This is a genomic window from Streptomyces sp. CNT372, assembly GCF_000377145.1.
Genome location: NZ_KB897779.1, coordinates 484,973 through 504,277 on the forward strand (window position 1 = coordinate 484,973; position 19,305 = coordinate 504,277).

Below are 19,305 nucleotides of genomic sequence, written 5' to 3' on the forward strand. Positions count from 1 at the left end.
GGACGGCACTGTCTCAGCATGCGGCCAACGGCCGTCCGGGCGCGTTTCCGGGCCGGGTTGCTCCGGGCCGGGCTCCTCCGCGCCGGCTCCGTGCCGGGCTCCTCCGCGCCGGTTCCGGGCCGTTCCTCCGTGCCGGGCTCAGCCCGTCAGCCGGACGTCCTCGCCCGTGCCGGAGAAGCGCAGGCCGGTCTCCCCGGCCTCCACCTTGTCGAGCGTGATGGTGGACGGCAGCCCCTCGATCTTCAGGTCCAGGTCGACGGCCTTGCGCAGCCGCTCCTCGAAGCCCGGCAGCGGCAGCTTCGGCAGCGACTCGGCCTCCAGCCGGACCGTCGCCCCCTCCACCAGGGTCACCGTGCTGTACGTGGCGACCTCGCGGTCGCCGATCAGGGCCTTCGCCGCCTCCGGCAGCGGGACGTCCGCGTCCTCCAGCAGCTTCACCAGCGGGCCGCTCACCTTGACCTGGCCTTTGGCCGCGCGCTCGGGGCCCGCGTAGGTGACCTCGGCGCCGCCGGGGGCGGCCTCCGTGAGGTCCGCGTAGGAGATCCGGGCCGAGCCGTCGGCCCGGGTGGCGGTGGCGGAGGAGAAGGAGCCGTCGATGCGCACCCCGCGCAGCTCGGCGCGCGCCTCGGTCACGTTGACCTCATTGCCGCCGGCGGTGGCGGTGAGGTCGGAGAGCGCCACGTCGACCTCGTCCAGTTCCTTGCCGAGGACCTGGGTCAGGAAGGGGAAGCCGTGGATGGAGACCTCCGGCGTCCGGTCCAGGCCCTGGCTGGTCCGGATGCGGTCGGCCGTCTCCGACTCGGCGTAGTTGACCGCCAGCCGGTCGGCGGCGGCGAAGAGGCCGCCGAGGACGACGGCGACGATCAGCAGTATCCGCAGTGCACGCATAGTGTTCGGTGTCCCCCACCCTGTCTGTGGCCCCCGGCCGCCCACGGGCGAGATCGGTCCGGACGACGCCATCCGCTCAATGATCGACGTCCCGGGACCGCCGTTGGTTCCGGGACGCGCACCGGACCGGCGCGCTTCGCTGCGCAACCGGCCCGTGTTCTCCGCTTACCTGTTCCTGCTGCCTGCTACCTGTTGCCTGCTGCTTGTTACCTGCTGCCTGTGCCCGGGAGACCGCCGTCCCATGTCTCCCTCGGGCCGGCTGTCTCCCGGGGCGGCCGGGACGGCGGTCAGCCGAGCGCGCGGCCGAGGAGGTACACCGCGGGCGCGGCGGCCGTCAGCGGCAGGGCGACGCCCGCGGTCATGTGTACGAAGCGGGACGGGTAGTCGTAGCTGGCCACCCGCAGGCCGATCAGCGCACAGGCCCCGGCGACCGCGCCGAGCAGCGCCCCGTCGCCAACGCCGAGTCCGGCCAGGGCGCCCGCCAGGGCCCCCGCACCGGCGGCGGAGCCGAGCGAGACGGCCAGGGAGACCGGGCCGGGCAGCGGGAGGGCCCGGGCGACGGTCGCGGCGGCGACGGCGATTCCGCCCGCCACGACCGCGTCGGGCTCGGCGGCGAGGTGGGCCGTCGCCAGGATCGCGAGGGCGGCGGACACGACGGTGGCCATCAGCCCGTAGAGCCGCTCGTCGGCGGCGGCGCGACTGCGCAGCTGGAGGACGAGGGTGAGGAGCACCCAGACCCCGAGGGTGCCGAGAATCGCGCCGGTCGCGTCGCCGTCGGCGGCGGCGAGCAGCGCGACGTCGGCGGCGAGTCCGCCGGCGAAGGCGAGGGCGATCCCCTGACGGGCGGGCCACATTCCGTTCAGCCGGAACCAGCCCGCGGCGGTCACCGCCTGGAGCATGACGAGCGGCACGAGCAGCGCGTACGGGCCGAGCGCGGCCCCGCCGGCGAGCAGCAGCCCGAGCCCGGCGGTCAGCCCAGCGGGCTGGATCCCGGGCGGAATGACCGGCGAACGCCCCTCGGCCCGGGCTCGCTGCGCATCGGTGACCCGCGCGTTGCCGCCGGTGGTGGGGGTGCTGTAGCCGTCGGTGGCGGAGGCGCCGGCGGGGGTGGCGTCCCCGTACGCGTGCGCCTCGGGCACGCCGTGGGCCGCGCCCGGCGCGAGGCCCACCGCGTGAGGTTCGTGGCCGCCCGCGTGCTGGGCCGGCCCGGCGGCGTGGGCCGGCACGCCGGTGCCGTGGGACGGGTACGCGCTCCCGTGCGCGGGAGCCCCCGGGCCCTGCGGCCCCGGGTAGCCCACCTCGGGCGCCGAGTGGCCCGCGCCCTGCGCCGGGTGGCCGCCCGCGTGCGGGGGCAGCACGGCGGCGTGGGCCGGCACACCGGTGCCGTGGGACGAGTACGCACCCGCGTGCACGGGAGACCCCGGGCCGTGCGGTGCCGGATGGCCCGCATCCGACGCCGAGTGGCCCGCGCCCTGCGCCGGGTGGCCGCCCGCGTGCTGGGCCGGCCCGGCGGCGTGAGACGACTGGGCGCCCCCGTGCACCGGAGACCACCCGCCCTGCGCGAGCCCCGCGCCCTGCGGCGCCGCGTGGCCCGCCTCCGGCACCTGGTGGGCCGGGACGCCGGTGCCGTACGACGCAGGGCCCGGGGCCTGCGCGTAGCCGGCGCCGGCTGGGGCGGGCGGCACCCGGCCGGGTCCCGGCGCCGACTGGCCGCCCGCGTGGGACGGGTGGGCACCCCCGTGCGCGGGAGAGCCCCCACCCTGCGCGTATCCGACGCCGCCAGGAGCGGGAGCGGGCGGTCCGGCGGGCGTGGCGGGCTGCGGGAAGCCGTCCCCGGGCGACGGCGCGTAGCCCGCCTCCGGCGGCAGGGGCCCCGCAGGGGCATGCGGCGGCAGCGGCCCCGCAGGGGCCGACGTGGGCGGGAACGAGGGAGGGACAGCCGGCTGGTACTGGGTGTCCCAGGTCTCGCCCTGCCAGGTCTGCGCCGCGGCCGCGCCCCCGTCCTGGTGCCCGTCCCCCTGACCGGCGGCCCGGTCCTCGTGGGACTGCCAGGGCGGCTGCTGCCGGTACGGGTCGTACGGGTACTGCTGATCGCTGCTCATGCTGTGCGGTTCACCCTCCTGCGAACGGCGGGAGCACCTCGACCGTGCCGCCCTCGGCAAGGCGTACGGTCTCATGGCTCCGGGTCCCGACGGGGTCACCGTCGACGAGGAACGAGCACCGCAGGAGGACGCGGCTCAGTTCGCCCGGGTGGCGTTCGCGTACCGCGTCGAGCGCCTCGGCGAGCGTGCCGGCCGTGTACGGCTCCTCGGCCGTCCCGGCCGCCGCCTTGGCCGCGGCCCAGTAGCGGATGGTCCCCGCTGCCATAGCGGCACTCCTCTCATTCGTGTCGCGCCGCCTCCATGATGGGTCATCGCCCCGGCGGCCTGGACGACGCTCCCCGGCGCCCGACACCACCCGCCCGGATCGCCGCGGGCCCGCCCGTGCTCCCGCGCGCGCCCTTCGCGCCCCCTGTGCCGCCACGCGCCGCCCCGTATACAGCGCACCGGCATCACCCGTCCGCCGCGCTGGTCAGCGCCCCGCACCCGGCCGCACATGTTGCGCGCAAGGGGCGGGAGGAGATCCAGGACACGTCCACAGTGTGAAATCCGCCCTCTTGCACGGAAGGCATCTGGGCTATTGTGCTGGGCAGAGGATCCGGGCAGAGCAGCCCCCGGGTCCTTTTGCGTTTCCGGGTCGTTGTTACGGCCAGGTGAACAAGAGCTCACACCGGCTTCCAGGCGCGCGGGAGCCGGTGCGGGACAGAAGCGCCGGACAGAAGCACGGGACAGAGGCGCGGAACACAGCGCGGAACAGAAGCACCGCGTACGAAGCAGTCACGAAGCAGTGAGAAAGCAGTGCCGCAGGCGTCCTCGCAGGGACCGAGGAGGAACCGACGTCATGGACGAGCGAACCGAGCACAGGACCGGCAACCGACCCCCAGACGACCACCGCAGGGCGAACCGGGCGGGTGACACGCGATGAGCTCTCTGCTGCTCCTGACGAACGCCCTCCAGCCCTCCACCGAGGTGCTGCCCGCCCTCGGACTGCTGCTCCACAACGTCCGGGTCGCCCCCGCCGAGGGCCCCGCCCTCGTGGACACCCCCGGCGCCGACGTCATCCTGATCGACGGCCGGCGGGACCTCCCGCAGGTGCGCTCCCTCTGCCAGCTCCTGCGCTCCACCGGGCCGGGCTGTCCGCTGATCCTGGTGGTCACCGAGGGCGGTCTCGCGGCCGTCACCGCGGACTGGGGCATCGACGACGTCCTGCTGGACACCGCGGGGCCCGCCGAGGTCGAGGCACGGCTGCGGCTCGCCATGGGCCGCCAGCAGATCACCGCGGAAGACTCCCCCATGGAGATCCGCAACGGCGACCTCTCCGTGGACGAGGCGACCTACAGCGCCAAGCTCAAGGGCCGGGTGCTCGACCTCACCTTCAAGGAGTTCGAGCTGCTCAAGTACCTCGCGCAGCACCCGGGCCGGGTCTTCACCCGCGCCCAGCTCCTCCAGGAGGTCTGGGGCTACGACTACTTCGGCGGCACCCGGACGGTCGACGTCCACGTACGGCGGCTGCGCGCCAAGCTCGGTCCCGAGCACGAGTCCCTCATCGGCACCGTCCGGAATGTCGGGTACCGCTTCGTCGCCCCGGAGAAGGTCGAACGCGCGGCCGAGGAGGCCAAGGCGAAGGCCGCCGCGGCGGTCACCCACACGGAGGACGAGGCGGCTGCCGAGGAAGCCGCCGTACGCCCTGCCCAGAGGTAGGTCACCCCGCGTAGACTTCGCGCGTGGCCAAGGTGACGCGGGACGACGTTGCGCGACTGGCGGGTACTTCGACCGCCGTCGTCAGCTACGTCATCAACAACGGACCCCGGCCGGTCGCCCCGGCCACGCGCGAGCGGGTACTCGCCGCGATCAAGGAGCTGGGCTACCGGCCCGACCGGGTCGCGCAGGCGATGGCCTCGCGGCGGACGGACCTCATAGGCATGATCGTGCCGGACGCCCGGCAGCCCTTCTTCGCGGAAATGGCGCACGCGGTCGAACAGGCCGCCGCCGAACGCGGGAAAATGGTGCTCGTCGGCAATTCGGACTACCGCGACGAGCGCGAGGTCCATTACCTGCGGGCCTTTCTCGGTATGCGGGTCTCCGGGCTGATCCTGGTCAGCCAGGGGCCGAGCGAGCGGGCCGCGGCCGAGATCGAGGCGTGGGACGCGCGGGTCGTGCTGCTGCACGAGAGACCCGAGGCGATCGACGACGTGGCCGTGGTGACGGACGACATCGGCGGAGCGCAGCTCGCGACCCGGCATCTCCTGGAGCACGGCCACGCGTATGTCGCCTGCCTCGGCGGCGTGGAGAACACCCCGGAGGTCGGCGACCCGGTCGCGGACCACGTCGAGGGCTGGCGGCGCGCCATGCGGGAGTCGGGCCGGTCCACCGAGGGCCGGCTCTTCCAGGCGCCCTACAACCGCTACGACGCGTACCAGGTCGCGCTGAAGCTGCTGTCCGGTCCGGAGCGGCCGCCCGCGATCTTCTGCTCCACGGACGACCAGGCCTTCGGTGTGCTGCGGGCCGCCCGCGAACTGCGCATCGACGTGCCGCGGGAGCTGGCGGTGGCCGGCTTCGACGACGTCAAGGAGGCGGCGCTCACCGATCCGCCGCTCACGACCGTCTCCTCCGACCGCCCGGCGATGGCCCGGGCGGCCGTCGATCTGGTCCTGGACGACGGCCTCCGGGTGGCCGGCTCCCGTCGCGAGCGGGTGAAGCAGTTCCCGTCGGGCCTGGTGATCCGCCGCTCCTGCGGCTGCGGCGAGCCGTAGCGGCTACCTGGCCCGGGGCGCATGATCTGCCGGGCCCGCCCGGACCATGGGCGGCGCACCCCGGGGTCGGTTCCTTATCCCGGGCATACGGGGTTCTTCCGGGCTTCTCAGTGGCGTCTCAGACGGCTCTCATCTACGGGCTCCAGAGTCGACGGCATGAGCGAAGACCACCGCCGAAGCGGCGACGACACCGGCCGTCCGTACCCGCAGCAGCCCGCCCGCGACCCGTGGGCGGGCGCCCCCGCCCCGCACGGCGACCCGTACGCGGCCCCGCGCACGCAGACGGACGGCGCGGGCTTCCCCCCGCCGCCCCAGGAGCCCCCGCGGCCCCCGGTCACCGTCTGGCCCGGCGACGGCGGCTCCGCCTACGTGCCGGACCCGGGCGGCACGCTCCGGACCGCCGCCGGCGGCCCGGTCGCCCCGGCCGCACCCGCCTCGCGCCGCCGCGCCAAGCGGCCCGTCGCCCTGATCGCCGCCGTCGCCATCGCGGCCGGTGCCGTCGGCGGCGCCGGCTCCCTCCTGGTGGACCAGTTCCTCGGCGACCGGGCCTCGGGTGGCACGGGCGGTCCGGTCACCGGGACGAACGTCTCGCAGTCCAGCAAGGGCACCGTGGCCGGCGTCGCCCAGGCGGTGTCGCCGAGCATCGTGGAGATCAGCGCCGCCACCTCCGCCGGTGGGTCCACCGGCTCCGGAGTGATCATCACCTCCGGCGGGGAGATCGTCACCAACAACCACGTCGTCTCCGGCGCGGACACCGTGAAGGTGCGCCTCAGCGACGGCCGGACCTTCACCGCCGACGTCGTCGGCACCGACCCCGGCAAGGACCTCGCCCTGATCGAGCTGCGCGGCGCCTCCGGGCTGAAGGCCGCGGCGCTCGGCGACTCGGGGGACGTGAAGGTCGGCGACGAGGTCGTCGCCATCGGCTCCCCCGAGGGCCTGACCGGCACGGTCACCAGCGGCATCGTCTCGGCCCTCGACCGGGACGTGACCGTGGCCAGGGACGAGCCGCGGCAGCCGCGCCAGGACTCCCGGCAGGACTGGCCGTTCGAGTTCGGCGGCCAGGAGTTCAACGGCGACACCGGCGACTCCACCACCACCTACAAGGCCATCCAGACCGACGCCTCCCTCAACCCGGGCAACTCCGGCGGCGCGCTGATCAACATGAACGGGGAGATCATCGGCATCAACTCGGCCATGTACTCACCCAGTTCCGCGAACGGCTCGACCGCGGGCAGCGTGGGCCTCGGCTTCGCCATCCCGATCGACACCGTCAAGGCCGACCTGGACGCCCTCCGCTCCGGCGGGAACGACTGACGGCGTGGGAGTCTGGACCGCATGAGTGAAGGCGAGCGCATCCTGATCGTCGACGACGAGCCCGCCGTGCGCGAGGCCCTCCGTCGCTCCCTCGCCTTCGAGGGCTACGCCACCGAGACGGCGGTGGACGGGATCGACGCCCTCACCCGGGCGGAGGCGTACGGACCGGACCTGATCGTGCTCGACATCCAGATGCCCCGGATGGACGGCCTGACCGCGGCCCGCCGGCTGCGCGCCGCGGGCTCGCGGGTGCCGATCCTGATGCTCACCGCGCGCGACACCGTCGGCGACCGGGTCACCGGCCTGGACGCCGGCGCGGACGACTACCTGGTCAAGCCCTTCGAGCTGGACGAGCTGTTCGCCCGTGTCCGGGCCCTGCTGCGCCGCAGTTCCTACGCGGCCGCGCGGGACGCCGCCGACGACGAGGACGTGCTGGCCTTCGCCGATCTGCGGATGGACCTCGCCACCCGGGAGGTCACCCGGGGCGAACGCCGCGTGGAGCTGACCCGTACCGAGTTCACCCTCCTCGAACTGTTCATGGCCCACCCCCGGCAGGTCCTCACCCGGGAGCAGATCCTCAAGTCGGTCTGGGGCTTCGACTTCGAGCCCAGCTCCAACTCCCTGGACGTGTACGTGATGTACCTGCGGCGCAAGACCGAGGCCGGTGGCGAACCGCGCCTGGTGCACACCGTCCGGGGGGTCGGCTACGCACTCCGCGCGGACGGCCCGGAGTGAGCGGGCCCACCACGCCGGGGCCCGCGCGACGGGGGCCCCTCGGGCGCTTCCGCGCCCTGCCGCTGCGCTCCCGGCTCGCGCTGCTGGTGGCGACGGCGGTCGCCCTCGCGGTCGCGGCCGTATCGGTGGCCTGCTGGTTCGTGGTGCGCGGCAAGCTGTACGACGAGGTGGACAACAGGCTCCAGAGCAACCGGCAGACGCTGAACCTCCGGGCCGGGGCGATCGCCGCGGCGCTGCGGAGCTGCCCCTCCGAGGCCGCGCCGCAGACCGAGTTCGCCCCGCCGCGCGACTACTACTACCAACTCGTGCGGGCCGGCGAGAGCGACCCCTGCGTCATCTCGGGCGACTCCATGGGCACCCTGCGCGTGACCGGGGAGGACCGGGAGGTGGCCCGCCGTGCCGATCCGGAGTTCCAGAGCCTGCACAACGCCACGGACACCGAGGGGGACCCGGTGCGGGTGCTGACCGTGCCGGTCGTCCTCGACCAGGGCCCGGACGGGAGCATCGGCGGGGGCGTGGTGCAGGGCACCGCCCTGTCCATCGGGGCGCCGCTGAAGGAGACCGAGCGGACCCTCGGCGACCTCGCGCTGCTGCTGCTCCTGGTCTCCGGGATCGGCGTCGTCGGCGCAGGGGCGACCGGGCTGTGGGTGGCGCGGGCCGGGCTGTCGCCCGTGGACCGGCTCACCGGGGCGGTGGAGCACGTCGCCCGGACCGAGGACCTGAGCGTGCGGATCCCGGTGGAGGGGGACGACGAGATCGCCCGGTTGTCGCGCTCGTTCAACTCCATGACGGCCGCGCTCGCCTCCTCCCGGGACCTCCAGCAGCAGCTGATCGCGGACGCGGGGCACGAGCTGCGCACCCCGCTGACCTCGCTGCGGACCAATGTCGAGCTGCTGGCACGCAGCGAGGAGACGGGGCGGGCGATCCCGCCGGAGGACCGCAGGGCACTCCTCGCCTCGGTGAAGGCGCAGATGACGGAGCTGGCCGCGCTCATCGGCGACCTCCAGGAACTGTCCCGTCCGCAGGGTGCCGCCCCCGGCCGTCAGGTGCAGGTGGTGGCACTGCACGAGATCGCGGAGGGCGCCCTGGAGCGGGCCCGGCTGCGCGGCCCGGAGCTGGACTTCGCGGCGGACCTCTCCCCCTGGTACGTCCGGGGCGAACAGGCGGCCCTGGAGCGGGCGCTGGTCAACGTCCTGGACAACGCGGTGAAGTTCTCGCCGCCCGGCGGCCGGGTCGAGGTACGGCTGCGGGAGGGCGAACTGACCGTGCGCGACCACGGTCCCGGCATCCCGGCCGAGGAACTGCCGCATGTCTTCGAGCGGTTCTGGCGCTCCCCGTCGGCGCGTTCGCTGCCCGGCTCGGGCCTCGGCCTGTCGATCGTGGCGCGGACGGTGCAGCAGGCGGGCGGCGAGGTGGTGCTGACCGGGGCGGACGGCGGCGGGACGCGGGTCGCGATCCGGCTGCCCGGGGCCCCGACGCCGCCACCGTCCACGACGGGCTGCTGAGCGGGCGCGGGGCCGGGCCCGCCGGAGGGGCCGGTGCCCGCTCGCCCTGCCGGGGCGCGGCGCGGTCCGGCCGCCCGCCCCCCTCAGCCGTTGTGGCGGATCAGTGACTCCACCAGCCCGGCACGGGTGTTGGGGTAGTCCATGGGCACGATCCCCAGCCCCCGCCAGCCGCTCGCCTCGCCGTCGAGGAAGCGGTGCACCCGGGGGTTGAGGTTGTCCGAGTTCCAGCGCGGCGGCAGATACGCCGAGGTGCTGACGTAGTTGACGAACAGCTTCCCCGGCTGCTGCGCCGCCTTGCGGAAGTGCGCCTGGATCCTGGCGTACTTGGGGTCGGGCAGCGCGTTCCAGTCGTCCTGGATGTCGAAGTGCGCGCCGTCGGCGTACCGGACCCCGGGCAGGCCGCCGTTGTCGCCGAGCAGGACGACCCGGCCGCGGGCCTCGCCCAGCGCCGGGAGCCCGTCCCCGATCCGGAAGAGGGGACGCCAGCCGCGGCGGTCGAGGTAGTCGTCGAAGATCGCCCGGAAGACCGCGTCGCTCTCGCCGGAGTACTCCTGCTTGACCCGCATCAGCACGGTCTCGGAGGGGTGCGCGGCGAGGAAGTCGCGGCAGGCGATGAGCACGTCCCCGAACATCATGTTCTGGAACGAGGGCCCGTGGTGGATGGCGAAGGAGCCGTCGATGGCCCGGCAGCGGACGTCGAGGAAGCGGATGCCGCTGGTCAACTGCTGGGCGATGGTGGTGTTCTGGCACTCGCTCCACGGTCCGCCGAAGCGGGCGCCCGAGTCGTGGGTGCCGGGGATCGTGAGTCGTTGCAGGGGGGTCGAGTCGGCGGCCCCGGCCATCCAGTCCTGTACGGAGAGGATGGTGCGGCGGGGGGCGGCGACGGCGGTGTGGGGGGTGCCGAGCAGGGCGGTGGCGGAGACGGCCGCGGCGCCTGCGAGGAATCTGCGTCGGTCCATGCGCGGAGTATGTCGCGGACACGACAACTCTTACCAGGGTTCGCACACCTCCGGCGTCCGCACACGGAGCGGGGCGGCCGGTCCGTACGCCGGACCGGCCGCCCCGCCCTCACACGGGTCGTGCCCGCACCTACCGGACCACGGTGATCCGGTCCGCGGCGGGCGGCGCGATCGGCGCGGAGGCCGAGGAGTTGGCCGCCAGGTAGGCGTTGAAGATGTCCAGGTCGGACGCGCCCACCAGCTTGTTCTTGTGCTCCTTCAGGACCGCGAAGCCGTCGCCGCCGCCCGCGAGGAACTCGTTCATCGCGACGCGATAGGTCTTCGCCGGGTCGATCGCCTCACCGTTCAGCCTGACCGAGTCCGTGACGACCCGGGCGGCGCCGGTCTTCGTCAGGTCCAGGGTGTAGGTGAAGCCCCTCGAGACCTGGAGGATCTTCGGGGCGGCCTCGTTCGGGCCGCTGACCTGCTGCTGGAGCGCGGTGATCAGCTGGGCGCCGGTCAGGTCGACCACGTTCATCATGTTGGTGAACGGCTGGACGGTGAACGCCTCGCCGTAGGTCACCACACCGTCCCCCTCGCTGCCGGACGCCTTGAAGACCAGGTCGGACCGGATGCCGCCCGGGTTCATCAGCGCGAGCTGCGCGCCGCCCTTGTCCGCCGGGGCGAGCCCGGTGAGCTGGGCGTCGGCGATCAGATCGCCGAGCGGGGTCTCCGGCGCGGTGAGGCCGCGGCCCGGGATGTCGGCGGAGATGAAGCCCTGCGGACGGCCCGCGATCGGCGCGGCCAGCGTGTTCCAGCGGCTGATCAGGTCCGTCATGTCCCTGGCCTTGGGCTGGTCGCGGGTGACGACGTGGTTGGCCGAGGTCACCGCCGTGCGCACGATGTCATGGGTGCGCTTGTCGTAGGTGAGCGTGGTGTCCGTGTAGAGCTTGCCGAACGAGGAGGCCGAGGTGACCATCCGGGGCTTGCCGGACGGGTCCGGGATGGTGCACACGTACGCCTGGTGCGTGTGGCCGGTGACCAGCGCGTCGACCTTGGGCGTGATGCCCTTGGCTATCTCCGCGATCGGGCCCGAGATGCCGTCGCCCGGACCGGGCGAGTCGCAGTCGTAGTTGTACGACGGGGAGGCCGGGAAGCCGCCCTCGTGGATCAGCGCCACGATCGACTTGACGCCCTTGCGCTCCAGCTCGCGGGCGTACTTGTTGATGGTCCTGACCTCGTCGTGGAACTTCAGGCCCTTGATGCCGTTCGCGCTGACGATGTCCGGCGTGCCCTCCAGCGTGACCCCGATGAAGCCGATTCGGACGCCGTTCTTCCGCCAGACCGTGTACGGCTTGAGGATCGGCTTGCCGGTCTTCTCGTTGGTGACGTTGGCCGCGAGGTACGGGAAGTCCGCGCCCTTGAACGTGCGGCCCTTCTCGTAGCAGCCCTCGGTCGGGTGGCAGCCGCCGTTCTGGAGGCGGGCCAGCTCGACCGCGCCCTCGTCGAACTCGTGGTTGCCCACGCCCGCGACGTCCAGGTTCAGCTTGTTGAGCGCCTCGATGGTCGGCTCGTCGTGGAAGAGCCCGGACAGCAGGGGGCTCGCGCCGACGAGGTCGCCGGCGGCCGCGGTCACCGAGTACGGGTGGCCGCCGCGCGCGGTGCGCAGCGAGGTCGCCAGGTACTCGACGCCGCCGGCCGGGATCGACTTCACGGTGCCGTCGTGCTGGATCTCGGAGACGTTGCCGGCCGAGCCGGCCGGCGGCTCCAGGTTGCCGTGCAGGTCGTTGAAGGAGAGGAGTTGCACGTCTACCGTGCGCGGCTTGGCGGGGTGCCCGTGCCGGTCACCGCCGTGGCGGTCGCCGTGGGCGGCTCCGGCGGGCATGGCGGCGACCAGGGCGCCGACGGTGGCCAGTCCCGCGGCGGCGGCGAGCAGGCGCCGGGTGCGCCGGGACGCGCGTTGGTTATGGGGTCTCGCTGACATCTGTCCCCTTGTCAGTTCCAGCGTGGAGGGTTGGTGGGGGCCGCCCGCGGGCGGCCCGCCGGGCCGCAGCCTAGGGTCAACGCGCGTAGCGCGACAGGGGATGCGGGTTACGACCTGGTTGCCTTTCGCCCACGGACCCCCAGGAAACGACCGAACCGGACACTTCACCCGCCCGGGGGACCGTGCCACCGCCGCGCGCGCCCCACCTCCCCGGACGCCGCCGCCGTACCGTGGACCCATGACGATCGACGCAGTGATTCCGGGACCCGGCCGGCAGATCCACGCCCTCGACGAACTCACCGCGGACCAGGCCGAGGCCGTCCTCGCACTGCTCGCCGAGGCCGCCCGCTCCGACGGCACCCAGGCCGTCTCCGAACAGGGCCGCCTCCAGCTGCGCGGCGGCCCCCGGGAAGGCGTCCGGCACTTCCTGCTCACCGTGGACGGGCAACTGGTCGGCTACGCGCAACTGGAGGACACCGACCCGGTCGAGGCCCCCGCCGCCGAGCTGGTGGTCGTCCCTGGCCACCGCGGCCGGGGCCACGGCCGGGCGCTCGGCACCGCACTGCTGGACGCCTCCGGCAAGCGGCTGCGGATGTGGGCGCACGGCGGGAAGCCGGCCGCCCGCCACCTGGCGCAGGTGCTCGGCCTCACCCTCTTCCGCGAACTTCGCCAGCTCCGCCGCCCCTTGGGCCCGGACTCGGTCCCGCCGCGCGACTACCCGCCGGGCGTCACCGTCCGGACGTTCGTCCCCGGGCAGGACGAGGAGACCTGGCTCTCGGTCAACGCCGCCGCCTTCGCCCACCATCCCGAACAGGGCTCGCTCACCCGGCGCGACCTCGACGACCGCGAGGCCGAACCCTGGTTCGACCCGCGGGGCTTCTTCCTCGCCGAGCGCGACGGCGAGCTGATCGGCTTCCACTGGACCAAGGTCCACGCCGAGGAGCAGCTGGGCGAGGTGTACGTGGTGGGCATCCGCCCGGACGCCCAGGGCGGCGGCCTCGGCAAGGCCCTGACCGCGACCGGCCTGCGCCACCTCGCCGCCCAGGGCCTGCCCACGGCGATGCTCTACGTGGACGCGGACAACCCGGCGGCCCTGCGGGTGTACGAGCACCTGGGCTTCGTCACCCACGAGGTGGACCTGATGTACCGCACCGAGTCGTAGACCCACACGCACACCGGGCGGGCCGACCGCGCAGGGGGCGGCGGGCCGGGACGCCGCCCCGCCCCGGCCACGCACGGCCGGGGCCGGGGCGCCACCTGGGCGGGGCCGATCGGGGGACGGCCCCGCCCCGGTCCGCCCGGGCCCGGGCGGACCCCCGCGGACCCCGTCCCGCTTGCCCGTACGTCATGTCGTCGTTACCGGCCATTCAGACACCCTTGCGACCCTCGGTCGATGCAGACCGCCGCGCCCGACTCCCCGAACGGGAGAAAAGCCCTCGCTCCGCCCCGCTCCGACGCGCCGCCGAGCCTCTCCGCGCGGAAGAATGGCTCCATGAGCCAGCAGCCTGCCGAGGTCCCGGTCCAGCACCCCCAGCCGTCCGTCGCGTCCATAGCGGCGCACCGGCCGCACACCGTCGCCGCCACCGTCTCCGACCTCGAACCCGACCTGGACGCGGACGCCGACGCCTACGAGGACGACCCGGCGACCGGCACCGAGCTGCCCCAGGGGCGCTTCCTCGACCGCGAGCGGAGCTGGCTCGCCTTCAACGAGCGCGTCCTCGAGCTCGCCGAGGACCCGGCCACCCCCCTGCTGGAGCGGGCCAACTTCCTGGCGATCTTCGCGTCCAACCTGGACGAGTTCTTCATGGTCCGCGTCGCCGGCCTGAAGCGCCGCATCGCGACCGGCGTGGCCACCCGGTCCGCCTCCGGTCTCCAGCCGCGCGAGGTCCTGGACCTGATCTGGACCCGCTCGCGCGAGCTCATGGCCCGGCACGCGGCCTGCTTCCAGCAGGACGTGTCCCCCGCCCTCGCCGACGAGGGCATCCATCTGATCCGCTGGCCCGAGCTGACGGAGAAGGAGCAGGCCCGCCTGTTCACCCTCTTCCGCCAGCAGATCTTCCCCGTGCTGACCCCGCTGGCCGTGGACCCCGCGCACCCCTTCCCCTACATCTCGGGCCTCTCCCTGAACCTCGCGGTCGTCGTCCGCAACCCGGTCAGCGGCCACCGCCACTTCGCCCGGGTCAAGGTCCCGCCGCTGCTCTCCCGCTTCCTGGAGGCGTCCCCCCAGCGGTACGTCCCGCTGGAGGACGTGATCGCGGCCCACCTCGAAGAGCTGTTCCCCGGCATGGAGGTGCTGGCCCACCACATGTTCCGGGTCACCCGGAACGAGGACCTGGAGGTCGAGGAGGACGACGCCGAGAACCTGCTCCAGGCGCTGGAGAAGGAGCTCATGCGCCGCCGCTTCGGCCCGCCGGTCCGCCTGGAGGTCGAGGAGTCCATCGACCCCTACGTCCTGGACCTCCTGGTGCGCGAGCTGAAGGTCTCCGACGCCGAGGTGTACCCGCTGCCCGGGCCGCTGGATTTGACCGCCCTGTTCGGGATCTCGGCCCTGGACCGGCCCGAACTGAAGTACCCCAAGTTCGTCGCCGGCACCCACCGGGACCTGGCCGAGGTGGAGTCCGCCTCCGCGCCCGACATCTTCATGGCCCTGCGCGAGCGGGACGTGCTGCTGCACCACCCCTACGACTCCTTCTCCACCTCCGTGCAGGCGTTCCTGGAGCAGGCCGCGGCCGACCCGGACGTCCTGGCGATCAAGCAGACCCTGTACCGCACCTCCGGCGACTCCCCGATCGTGGACGCGCTGATCGACGCGGCCGAGTCGGGCAAGCAGGTCCTCGTCCTCGTCGAGATCAAGGCCCGCTTCGACGAGCAGGCCAACATCAAGTGGGCGCGCAAGCTGGAGGAGGCGGGCTGCCACGTCGTCTACGGCCTGGTCGGACTGAAGACGCACTGCAAGCTCTCGCTGGTGGTCCGGCAGGAGGGCGAGACCCTGCGCCGCTACTCGCACGTCGGCACGGGCAACTACCACCCCAAGACCGCCCGGCTCTACGAGGACCTGGGCCTGCTCACCGCGGACCCGCAGGTCGGCGCCGACCTCTCCGACCTCTTCAACCGGCTCTCCGGCTACTCCCGGCGCGAGACCTACCGCCGGCTGCTGGTCGCCCCGAAGTCCCTGCGCGACGGGCTGATCCAGCGCATCAACCAGGAGATCACCCACCACCGCGCCGGACGCCCCGCATACGTGCGCATCAAGGTCAACTCCATGGTGGACGAGGCGATCATCGACGCCTGCTACCGGGCGGCCATGGCGGGCGTGCCCGTGGACATCTGGGTCCGGGGCATCTGCGCGATCCGCCCGGGGGTGGCCGGGCTCTCGGAGAACGTCCGCGTGCGCTCGATACTCGGGCGCTTCCTGGAGCACTCCCGTGTCTTCGCCTTCGGCAACGGCGGCGAGCCGGAGGTGTGGCTCGGGAGCGCCGACATGATGCACCGCAACCTCGACCGCCGCATCGAGGCACTGGTCCGGGTCACCGACCCGGCCCACCGCGCGACCCTGACCCGGTTCCTGGAGACGGGCATGTCCGACTCCACCGCCTCCTGGCACCTCGGCCCGGACGGCGCGTGGACCCGGCACGCCACCGACCCGGACGGGCAGCCGCTGCGGCATGTGCAGGAGATGCTCATAGACGCCCGGAGGCGCCGGCGTGCACAGCCCTGAACCGTCCCACCGCGGCACCGCCACGGCGGGTGAACAGCTGTCCCGCCACCTGCACACGCAGGCGGCGGACTTCCTGCGCAGCCTGCGCCTGCACAGCGAGAGCGGTGCGGACACGGCGGCCGCGGCGGAGGCGGCGCGCGCCCTGCGCGCGTCGTCTCGGCGGATCGGCGGAGCCCTCGCCACCTTCCGGCCCCTGCTCGACCCGTCCTGGGCGGACGGCCTGCGCACGGAGCTGTCCTGGCTCTCGGCCGTCCTGGCCCAGGAACACGACTGCACGGCCCGCCTGCTGCGCCTGATGGACGCGCTCTCCCGCCTCTCGGGCACCTCCCCCGTCCCCCCGGCCCGCGCGGAACTGCGCCCGCTGGGCCGCGACGCGGCGGGCGGCCCACCCGGCGGGCGCGCACCGGCCACGGGCGGGGCGCGGGACGCGGCGGGGAGCCCACCCGGCGGGAGCGCACCGGGCGGGGCCGCGCCGACGGCACCGGCCGGCAGCGGGGCCGGAACCGTCCCGCAGGCCGACGGCGCCAGCGCCGCGGCCGTGCACCCGGCAGCGGCCGGGACCGCCCCCGCCGGCGGCGCGGCGGACCACCCGGTTCTGGCACTCCGGCCCGCCGGACGGGCCACGGCGGGCCCGGTGACCGCGGATGCGCGGACCACCACGCCCACCGCCGGCGGCCCGGCGGACGCGGCCGGGTCCCAGGCGGACCCGGTCCCGGGCGCGGGCACCCCCCGCGAGGCCGCGCCCCCCGGGCCCCGGGGCGGCGGCCCGGGCGCCCCGCCCCGCGCCGGGGCGGCGCGCGGGGCGCTCGCGGTCGGGGTCGCGCGGGCCGGGGCGCTGCTGGAGCGGCGGCTCACGCTCGCCCGGACCCGGGCCCACTCCGCCGCGCTGGGCGCCCTCGGGTCCGCCCGGTTCCACGCCGTCGCGGACGCCGTCGCCCTCCTGGCCTCCGACCTCCCGCTCGCCCCCGCGGCCGCCGGGCCCGCCGGGCCCGCCGACGAGACCCTGCCCCTCCTCGCCGGCCTGGCCGAGCGGCGGCTGCTGGACGCCGTCGCCCGGCTGCCCCTGAGCCGCGCCGCCCACCCCTACAACGCGGAGGCCCTCGGCGGCGGCCTCGGCACGGAACCCGACGACGCCGCCCAGCAGGACGCCCCCTGGCACGAGGTCCGCCGGCTGCTGCGTCTGCACCGCTACGCCCAGGAGGCCGCCCGCCCGGGCGCCGCCCCGGTCCTGCTCCGGGCCGCGCTGCTGCTCGACCACCACCGGGACGCGGCCGAGGCCGCCGAGGCCGCGGCCGCCGCCGCGCGCACCCCGCGCATCGCCCCGGCCACCGCGTACGCCCTCGGGGTGCTCCACGCGGACCAGCGGCACGAGGTGGAGGCGGCCCGCTTCGCGTTCCAGCAGGAGTGGCGGCACACCACGACGGCGGTGCCGGCGCCATGACCGCCCGTAACGGCGCCCACCCCGCCCCCGGCGCGCACCAGGACCCCGGCCAGGCGCAGGACACCGTCCTGGCCGCCGGCTGCGTCCTGTGGCGGCACGCCCCGCACGGCGGCCCCGGCATCGAGATCTGCCTCGTCCACCGCCCCAAGTACGACGACTGGTCGCACCCCAAGGGCAAGCTCAAGCGCGGTGAGGACGCCCTCGCCGCCGCGCTGCGCGAGGTGCTGGAGGAGACCGGCCACCGCTGTGTCCCCGGCGCCCGCCTCCCGTCCCTGCGCTACCTCGCCAACGGACGGCCCAAGCACGTCACCTACTGGGCAGCCGAGACCCGCTCCGGTTCCTTCGCCGCGAGCGCCGAGGTCGACGCCATAGCCTGGCTCCCGCCCGCCGCGGCCCGCCGCCGGCTCACCCAGCCCCGCGACCGGGACCTCGTCGACGCCCTCCTCGACGCCCTGCGCGACGCCTGACGGAGGCCGCCCGGCCCACCCCTTCGGGGCCCCGCCGGCCCGTGCCCCCGCGCTCCCCGACACGCCGCGGTGCCGACAGGCCGCCACAGCCGAACGGGTCAATGCTGGGTAGTGGCACCGGGCCGCCCGACACGGTTCACCTCGCGTTCACTCTCCCCCGTCGGCCACTTCACCTGATCTGCCTAATTTCGGCCTTACACGGTGACCGGCACGGTGCCGGCCCCCCACCCCGACACACGCCGCACGGACAGCGGCAACTGGAAGGAACCCCCGAAAGTGAAGCTTCAGCGCAAGAACGGGCTTCGCGCCGCCGCGCTCGGTGCCCTCGCCGTTTCCGGTGTCCTGGTCCTCACGGCGTGTGGTTCGGACGACAACACCGGCAACACCGGCACCGCCGGTGAGAAGACCGGCGCTGCGTCGAACGTCAAGTGCGACGACGCCAAGGGCAAGCTCATGGCCGCCGGCTCCAGCGCCCAGAAGAACGCCATGGACCTGTGGGTCAAGAACTACATGGCGGCCTGCACCGGTGTCGAGGTCAACTACAAGTCCTCCTCCTCCGGCGAGGGCATCGTCAACTTCAACCAGGGCCGCGTCGCCTTCGCCGGCTCCGACTCGGCACTCAAGCCCGACGAGGTCGAGGAGTCGAAGAAGATCTGCAAGACCGGCCAGGGCATCAACCTGCCCATGGTCGGCGGCCCGATCGCCCTCGGCTACAACCTCTCCGGCGTCGACAAGCTGAACCTCGACGCCGCCACCATCGCCAAGATCTTCAACGGCAAGATCAAGAACTGGAACGACCCGGCGATCGCCAAGCTCAACGAGGGCACCGAGCTCCCGGACAAGGCGATCCAGGCCTTCCACCGTTCCGAGGACTCCGGCACCACCCAGAACCTCGGCAAGTACCTCGGCGCCACCGCCAAGGCCGACTGGCCCTACGAGGCCGAGAAGAAGTGGCCCGCCCCCGGCGGCCAGGCCGCCTCCGGCTCCTCCGGTGTCGCCGCCCAGGTCAAGCAGGTCGACGGCGCGATCGGCTACTTCGAGCTGAGCTACGCCACCTCGCAGTCCATCCCGACGGTGAACGTCGCCACCGGCGCCTCCGCCCCGGTCGAGGCCACCTCCGAGAACGCCTCCAAGGCCATCGCCGCCGCCAAGGTCAAGGGCACCGGCAAGGACCTGGCCCTGGAGCTGGACTACGCCACCAAGGCCGAGGGCGCCTACCCGCTCGTCCTGGTGACCTACGAGGTCGTCTGCGACAGCGGCAACAACCCCGAGACCCTCCCCACCCTCAAGTCCTTCCTGACCTACACCGCCGGTGACGAGGGCCAGAAGCTGCTCTCCGACCACGGCTACGCCCCCATCCCGGCCGAGATCAACAGCAAGGTCCGCGAGACCGTCGCCGGCCTGAAGTAGGACCGCGCGGCCGGCGGGGGCGCCCAGCCCCCGCCGGCCCGCCCTCCGGTGCA

Annotated in this window: 15 protein-coding genes; 10 read left to right on the forward strand and 5 right to left on the reverse strand. The window is 74.1% G+C overall.

The window, feature by feature from the left end; all coding sequences use genetic code 11:
- Positions 1-138: 138 nt before the first annotated feature.
- The 3 genes from C593_RS0110160 to C593_RS0110170 all read right to left on the reverse strand — a co-directional run bounded on the left by C593_RS0110160 (position 139) and on the right by C593_RS0110170 (position 3,255).
- Complete coding sequence (locus C593_RS0110160) at positions 139-888, reverse strand: LmeA family phospholipid-binding protein (protein ID WP_018847192.1); 750 nt, start codon at positions 886-888, stop codon at positions 139-141.
- A gap of 287 nt (positions 889-1,175) precedes the next feature.
- Entirely contained in the window at positions 1,176-2,990 is a 1,815-nt protein-coding gene (locus tag C593_RS0110165; RefSeq protein WP_018847193.1) for a hypothetical protein, read from the reverse strand.
- A gap of 10 nt (positions 2,991-3,000) precedes the next feature.
- Complete coding sequence (locus tag C593_RS0110170) at positions 3,001-3,255, reverse strand: MoaD/ThiS family protein (protein WP_018847194.1); 255 nt, start codon at positions 3,253-3,255, stop codon at positions 3,001-3,003.
- 653 nt (positions 3,256-3,908) lie between these two features.
- Between C593_RS0110170 and C593_RS0110175 the strand changes: the two genes are divergently transcribed.
- The 5 genes from C593_RS0110175 to C593_RS0110195 all read left to right on the forward strand — a co-directional run bounded on the left by C593_RS0110175 (position 3,909) and on the right by C593_RS0110195 (position 9,294).
- Positions 3,909-4,688, forward strand: coding sequence for a response regulator transcription factor (locus tag C593_RS0110175; RefSeq protein WP_018847195.1), 780 nt, complete (start codon positions 3,909-3,911; stop codon positions 4,686-4,688).
- A 23-nt stretch (positions 4,689-4,711) separates the two neighbouring features.
- Positions 4,712-5,740 (forward strand): LacI family DNA-binding transcriptional regulator, encoded by a 1,029-nt coding sequence (locus tag C593_RS0110180; protein WP_018847196.1) that lies wholly within the window; start codon positions 4,712-4,714, stop codon positions 5,738-5,740.
- Between the two features lie 156 nt (positions 5,741-5,896).
- Complete coding sequence (locus C593_RS29310; RefSeq protein WP_018847197.1) at positions 5,897-7,054, forward strand: trypsin-like peptidase domain-containing protein; 1,158 nt, start codon at positions 5,897-5,899, stop codon at positions 7,052-7,054.
- A gap of 21 nt (positions 7,055-7,075) precedes the next feature.
- Positions 7,076-7,789: a response regulator transcription factor gene (locus C593_RS0110190; RefSeq protein WP_018847198.1), complete on the forward strand. Its 714-nt coding sequence runs from the start codon at positions 7,076-7,078 to the stop codon at positions 7,787-7,789.
- Positions 7,786-9,294, forward strand: coding sequence for a sensor histidine kinase (locus C593_RS0110195; protein WP_018847199.1), 1,509 nt, complete (start codon positions 7,786-7,788; stop codon positions 9,292-9,294). The genes C593_RS0110190 and C593_RS0110195 overlap by 4 nt, the downstream gene beginning before the upstream one ends.
- A gap of 83 nt (positions 9,295-9,377) precedes the next feature.
- On the opposite strand, the gene C593_RS0110200 is transcribed toward C593_RS0110195, so the two are convergent.
- Both C593_RS0110200 and C593_RS0110205 read right to left on the reverse strand, forming a co-directional pair.
- Positions 9,378-10,253 carry a phosphatidylinositol-specific phospholipase C gene (locus tag C593_RS0110200; RefSeq protein ID WP_018847200.1) on the reverse strand — a complete coding sequence of 292 codons (876 nt, stop codon included), beginning with the start codon at positions 10,251-10,253 and terminating at the stop codon, positions 9,378-9,380.
- Positions 10,254-10,383: 130 nt separating this feature from the next.
- Positions 10,384-12,216: a bifunctional metallophosphatase/5'-nucleotidase gene (locus C593_RS0110205; protein ID WP_018847201.1), complete on the reverse strand. Its 1,833-nt coding sequence runs from the start codon at positions 12,214-12,216 to the stop codon at positions 10,384-10,386.
- Between the two features lie 238 nt (positions 12,217-12,454).
- Between C593_RS0110205 and mshD the strand changes: the two genes are divergently transcribed.
- The 5 genes from mshD (at position 12,455) to pstS (ending at position 19,252) form a co-directional block, all read left to right on the forward strand.
- A complete protein-coding gene (mshD, locus tag C593_RS0110210; RefSeq protein WP_018847202.1) occupies positions 12,455-13,378 on the forward strand; it encodes a mycothiol synthase in 924 nt (307 codons plus the stop codon).
- A 330-nt stretch (positions 13,379-13,708) separates the two neighbouring features.
- On the forward strand, positions 13,709-15,934 hold the full coding sequence (locus tag C593_RS0110215) for an RNA degradosome polyphosphate kinase (RefSeq protein WP_018847203.1): 2,226 nt from the start codon (positions 13,709-13,711) through the stop codon (positions 15,932-15,934).
- The gene (locus C593_RS0110220) at positions 15,921-17,375 is read left to right on the forward strand and encodes a CHAD domain-containing protein (RefSeq protein ID WP_018847204.1); all 1,455 of its coding nucleotides are present in this window, start codon (positions 15,921-15,923) and stop codon (positions 17,373-17,375) included. The genes C593_RS0110215 and C593_RS0110220 overlap by 14 nt, the downstream gene beginning before the upstream one ends.
- On the forward strand, positions 17,372-17,842 hold the full coding sequence (locus C593_RS0110225) for an NUDIX hydrolase (RefSeq protein ID WP_078521359.1): 471 nt from the start codon (positions 17,372-17,374) through the stop codon (positions 17,840-17,842). The genes C593_RS0110220 and C593_RS0110225 overlap by 4 nt, the downstream gene beginning before the upstream one ends.
- Positions 17,843-18,118: 276 nt before the next feature.
- Positions 18,119-19,252: a phosphate ABC transporter substrate-binding protein PstS gene (pstS, locus tag C593_RS0110230; protein ID WP_018847206.1), complete on the forward strand. Its 1,134-nt coding sequence runs from the start codon at positions 18,119-18,121 to the stop codon at positions 19,250-19,252.
- Positions 19,253-19,305: the final 53 nt, after the last annotated feature.

What these genes read in the sequence shown, in the direction of transcription:
- C593_RS0110160 (WP_018847192.1), bottom strand. Translation starts at nt 888, where the DNA reads ATGCGTGCACTGCGGATACTGCTGATCGTCGCCGTCGTCCTCGGCGGC.
- C593_RS0110165 (WP_018847193.1), bottom strand. Translation starts at nt 2,990, where the DNA reads ATGAGCAGCGATCAGCAGTACCCGTACGACCCGTACCGGCAGCAGCCG.
- C593_RS0110170 (WP_018847194.1), bottom strand. Translation starts at nt 3,255, where the DNA reads ATGGCAGCGGGGACCATCCGCTACTGGGCCGCGGCCAAGGCGGCGGCC.
- C593_RS0110175 (WP_018847195.1), top strand. Translation starts at nt 3,909, where the DNA reads ATGAGCTCTCTGCTGCTCCTGACGAACGCCCTCCAGCCCTCCACCGAG.
- C593_RS29310 (WP_018847197.1), top strand. Translation starts at nt 5,897, where the DNA reads ATGAGCGAAGACCACCGCCGAAGCGGCGACGACACCGGCCGTCCGTAC.
- C593_RS0110190 (WP_018847198.1), top strand. Translation starts at nt 7,076, where the DNA reads ATGAGTGAAGGCGAGCGCATCCTGATCGTCGACGACGAGCCCGCCGTG.
- C593_RS0110200 (WP_018847200.1), bottom strand. Translation starts at nt 10,253, where the DNA reads ATGGACCGACGCAGATTCCTCGCAGGCGCCGCGGCCGTCTCCGCCACC.
- C593_RS0110205 (WP_018847201.1), bottom strand. Translation starts at nt 12,216, where the DNA reads ATGTCAGCGAGACCCCATAACCAACGCGCGTCCCGGCGCACCCGGCGC.
- mshD (WP_018847202.1), top strand. Translation starts at nt 12,455, where the DNA reads ATGACGATCGACGCAGTGATTCCGGGACCCGGCCGGCAGATCCACGCC.
- C593_RS0110215 (WP_018847203.1), top strand. Translation starts at nt 13,709, where the DNA reads ATGAGCCAGCAGCCTGCCGAGGTCCCGGTCCAGCACCCCCAGCCGTCC.
- C593_RS0110225 (WP_078521359.1), top strand. Translation starts at nt 17,372, where the DNA reads ATGACCGCCCGTAACGGCGCCCACCCCGCCCCCGGCGCGCACCAGGAC.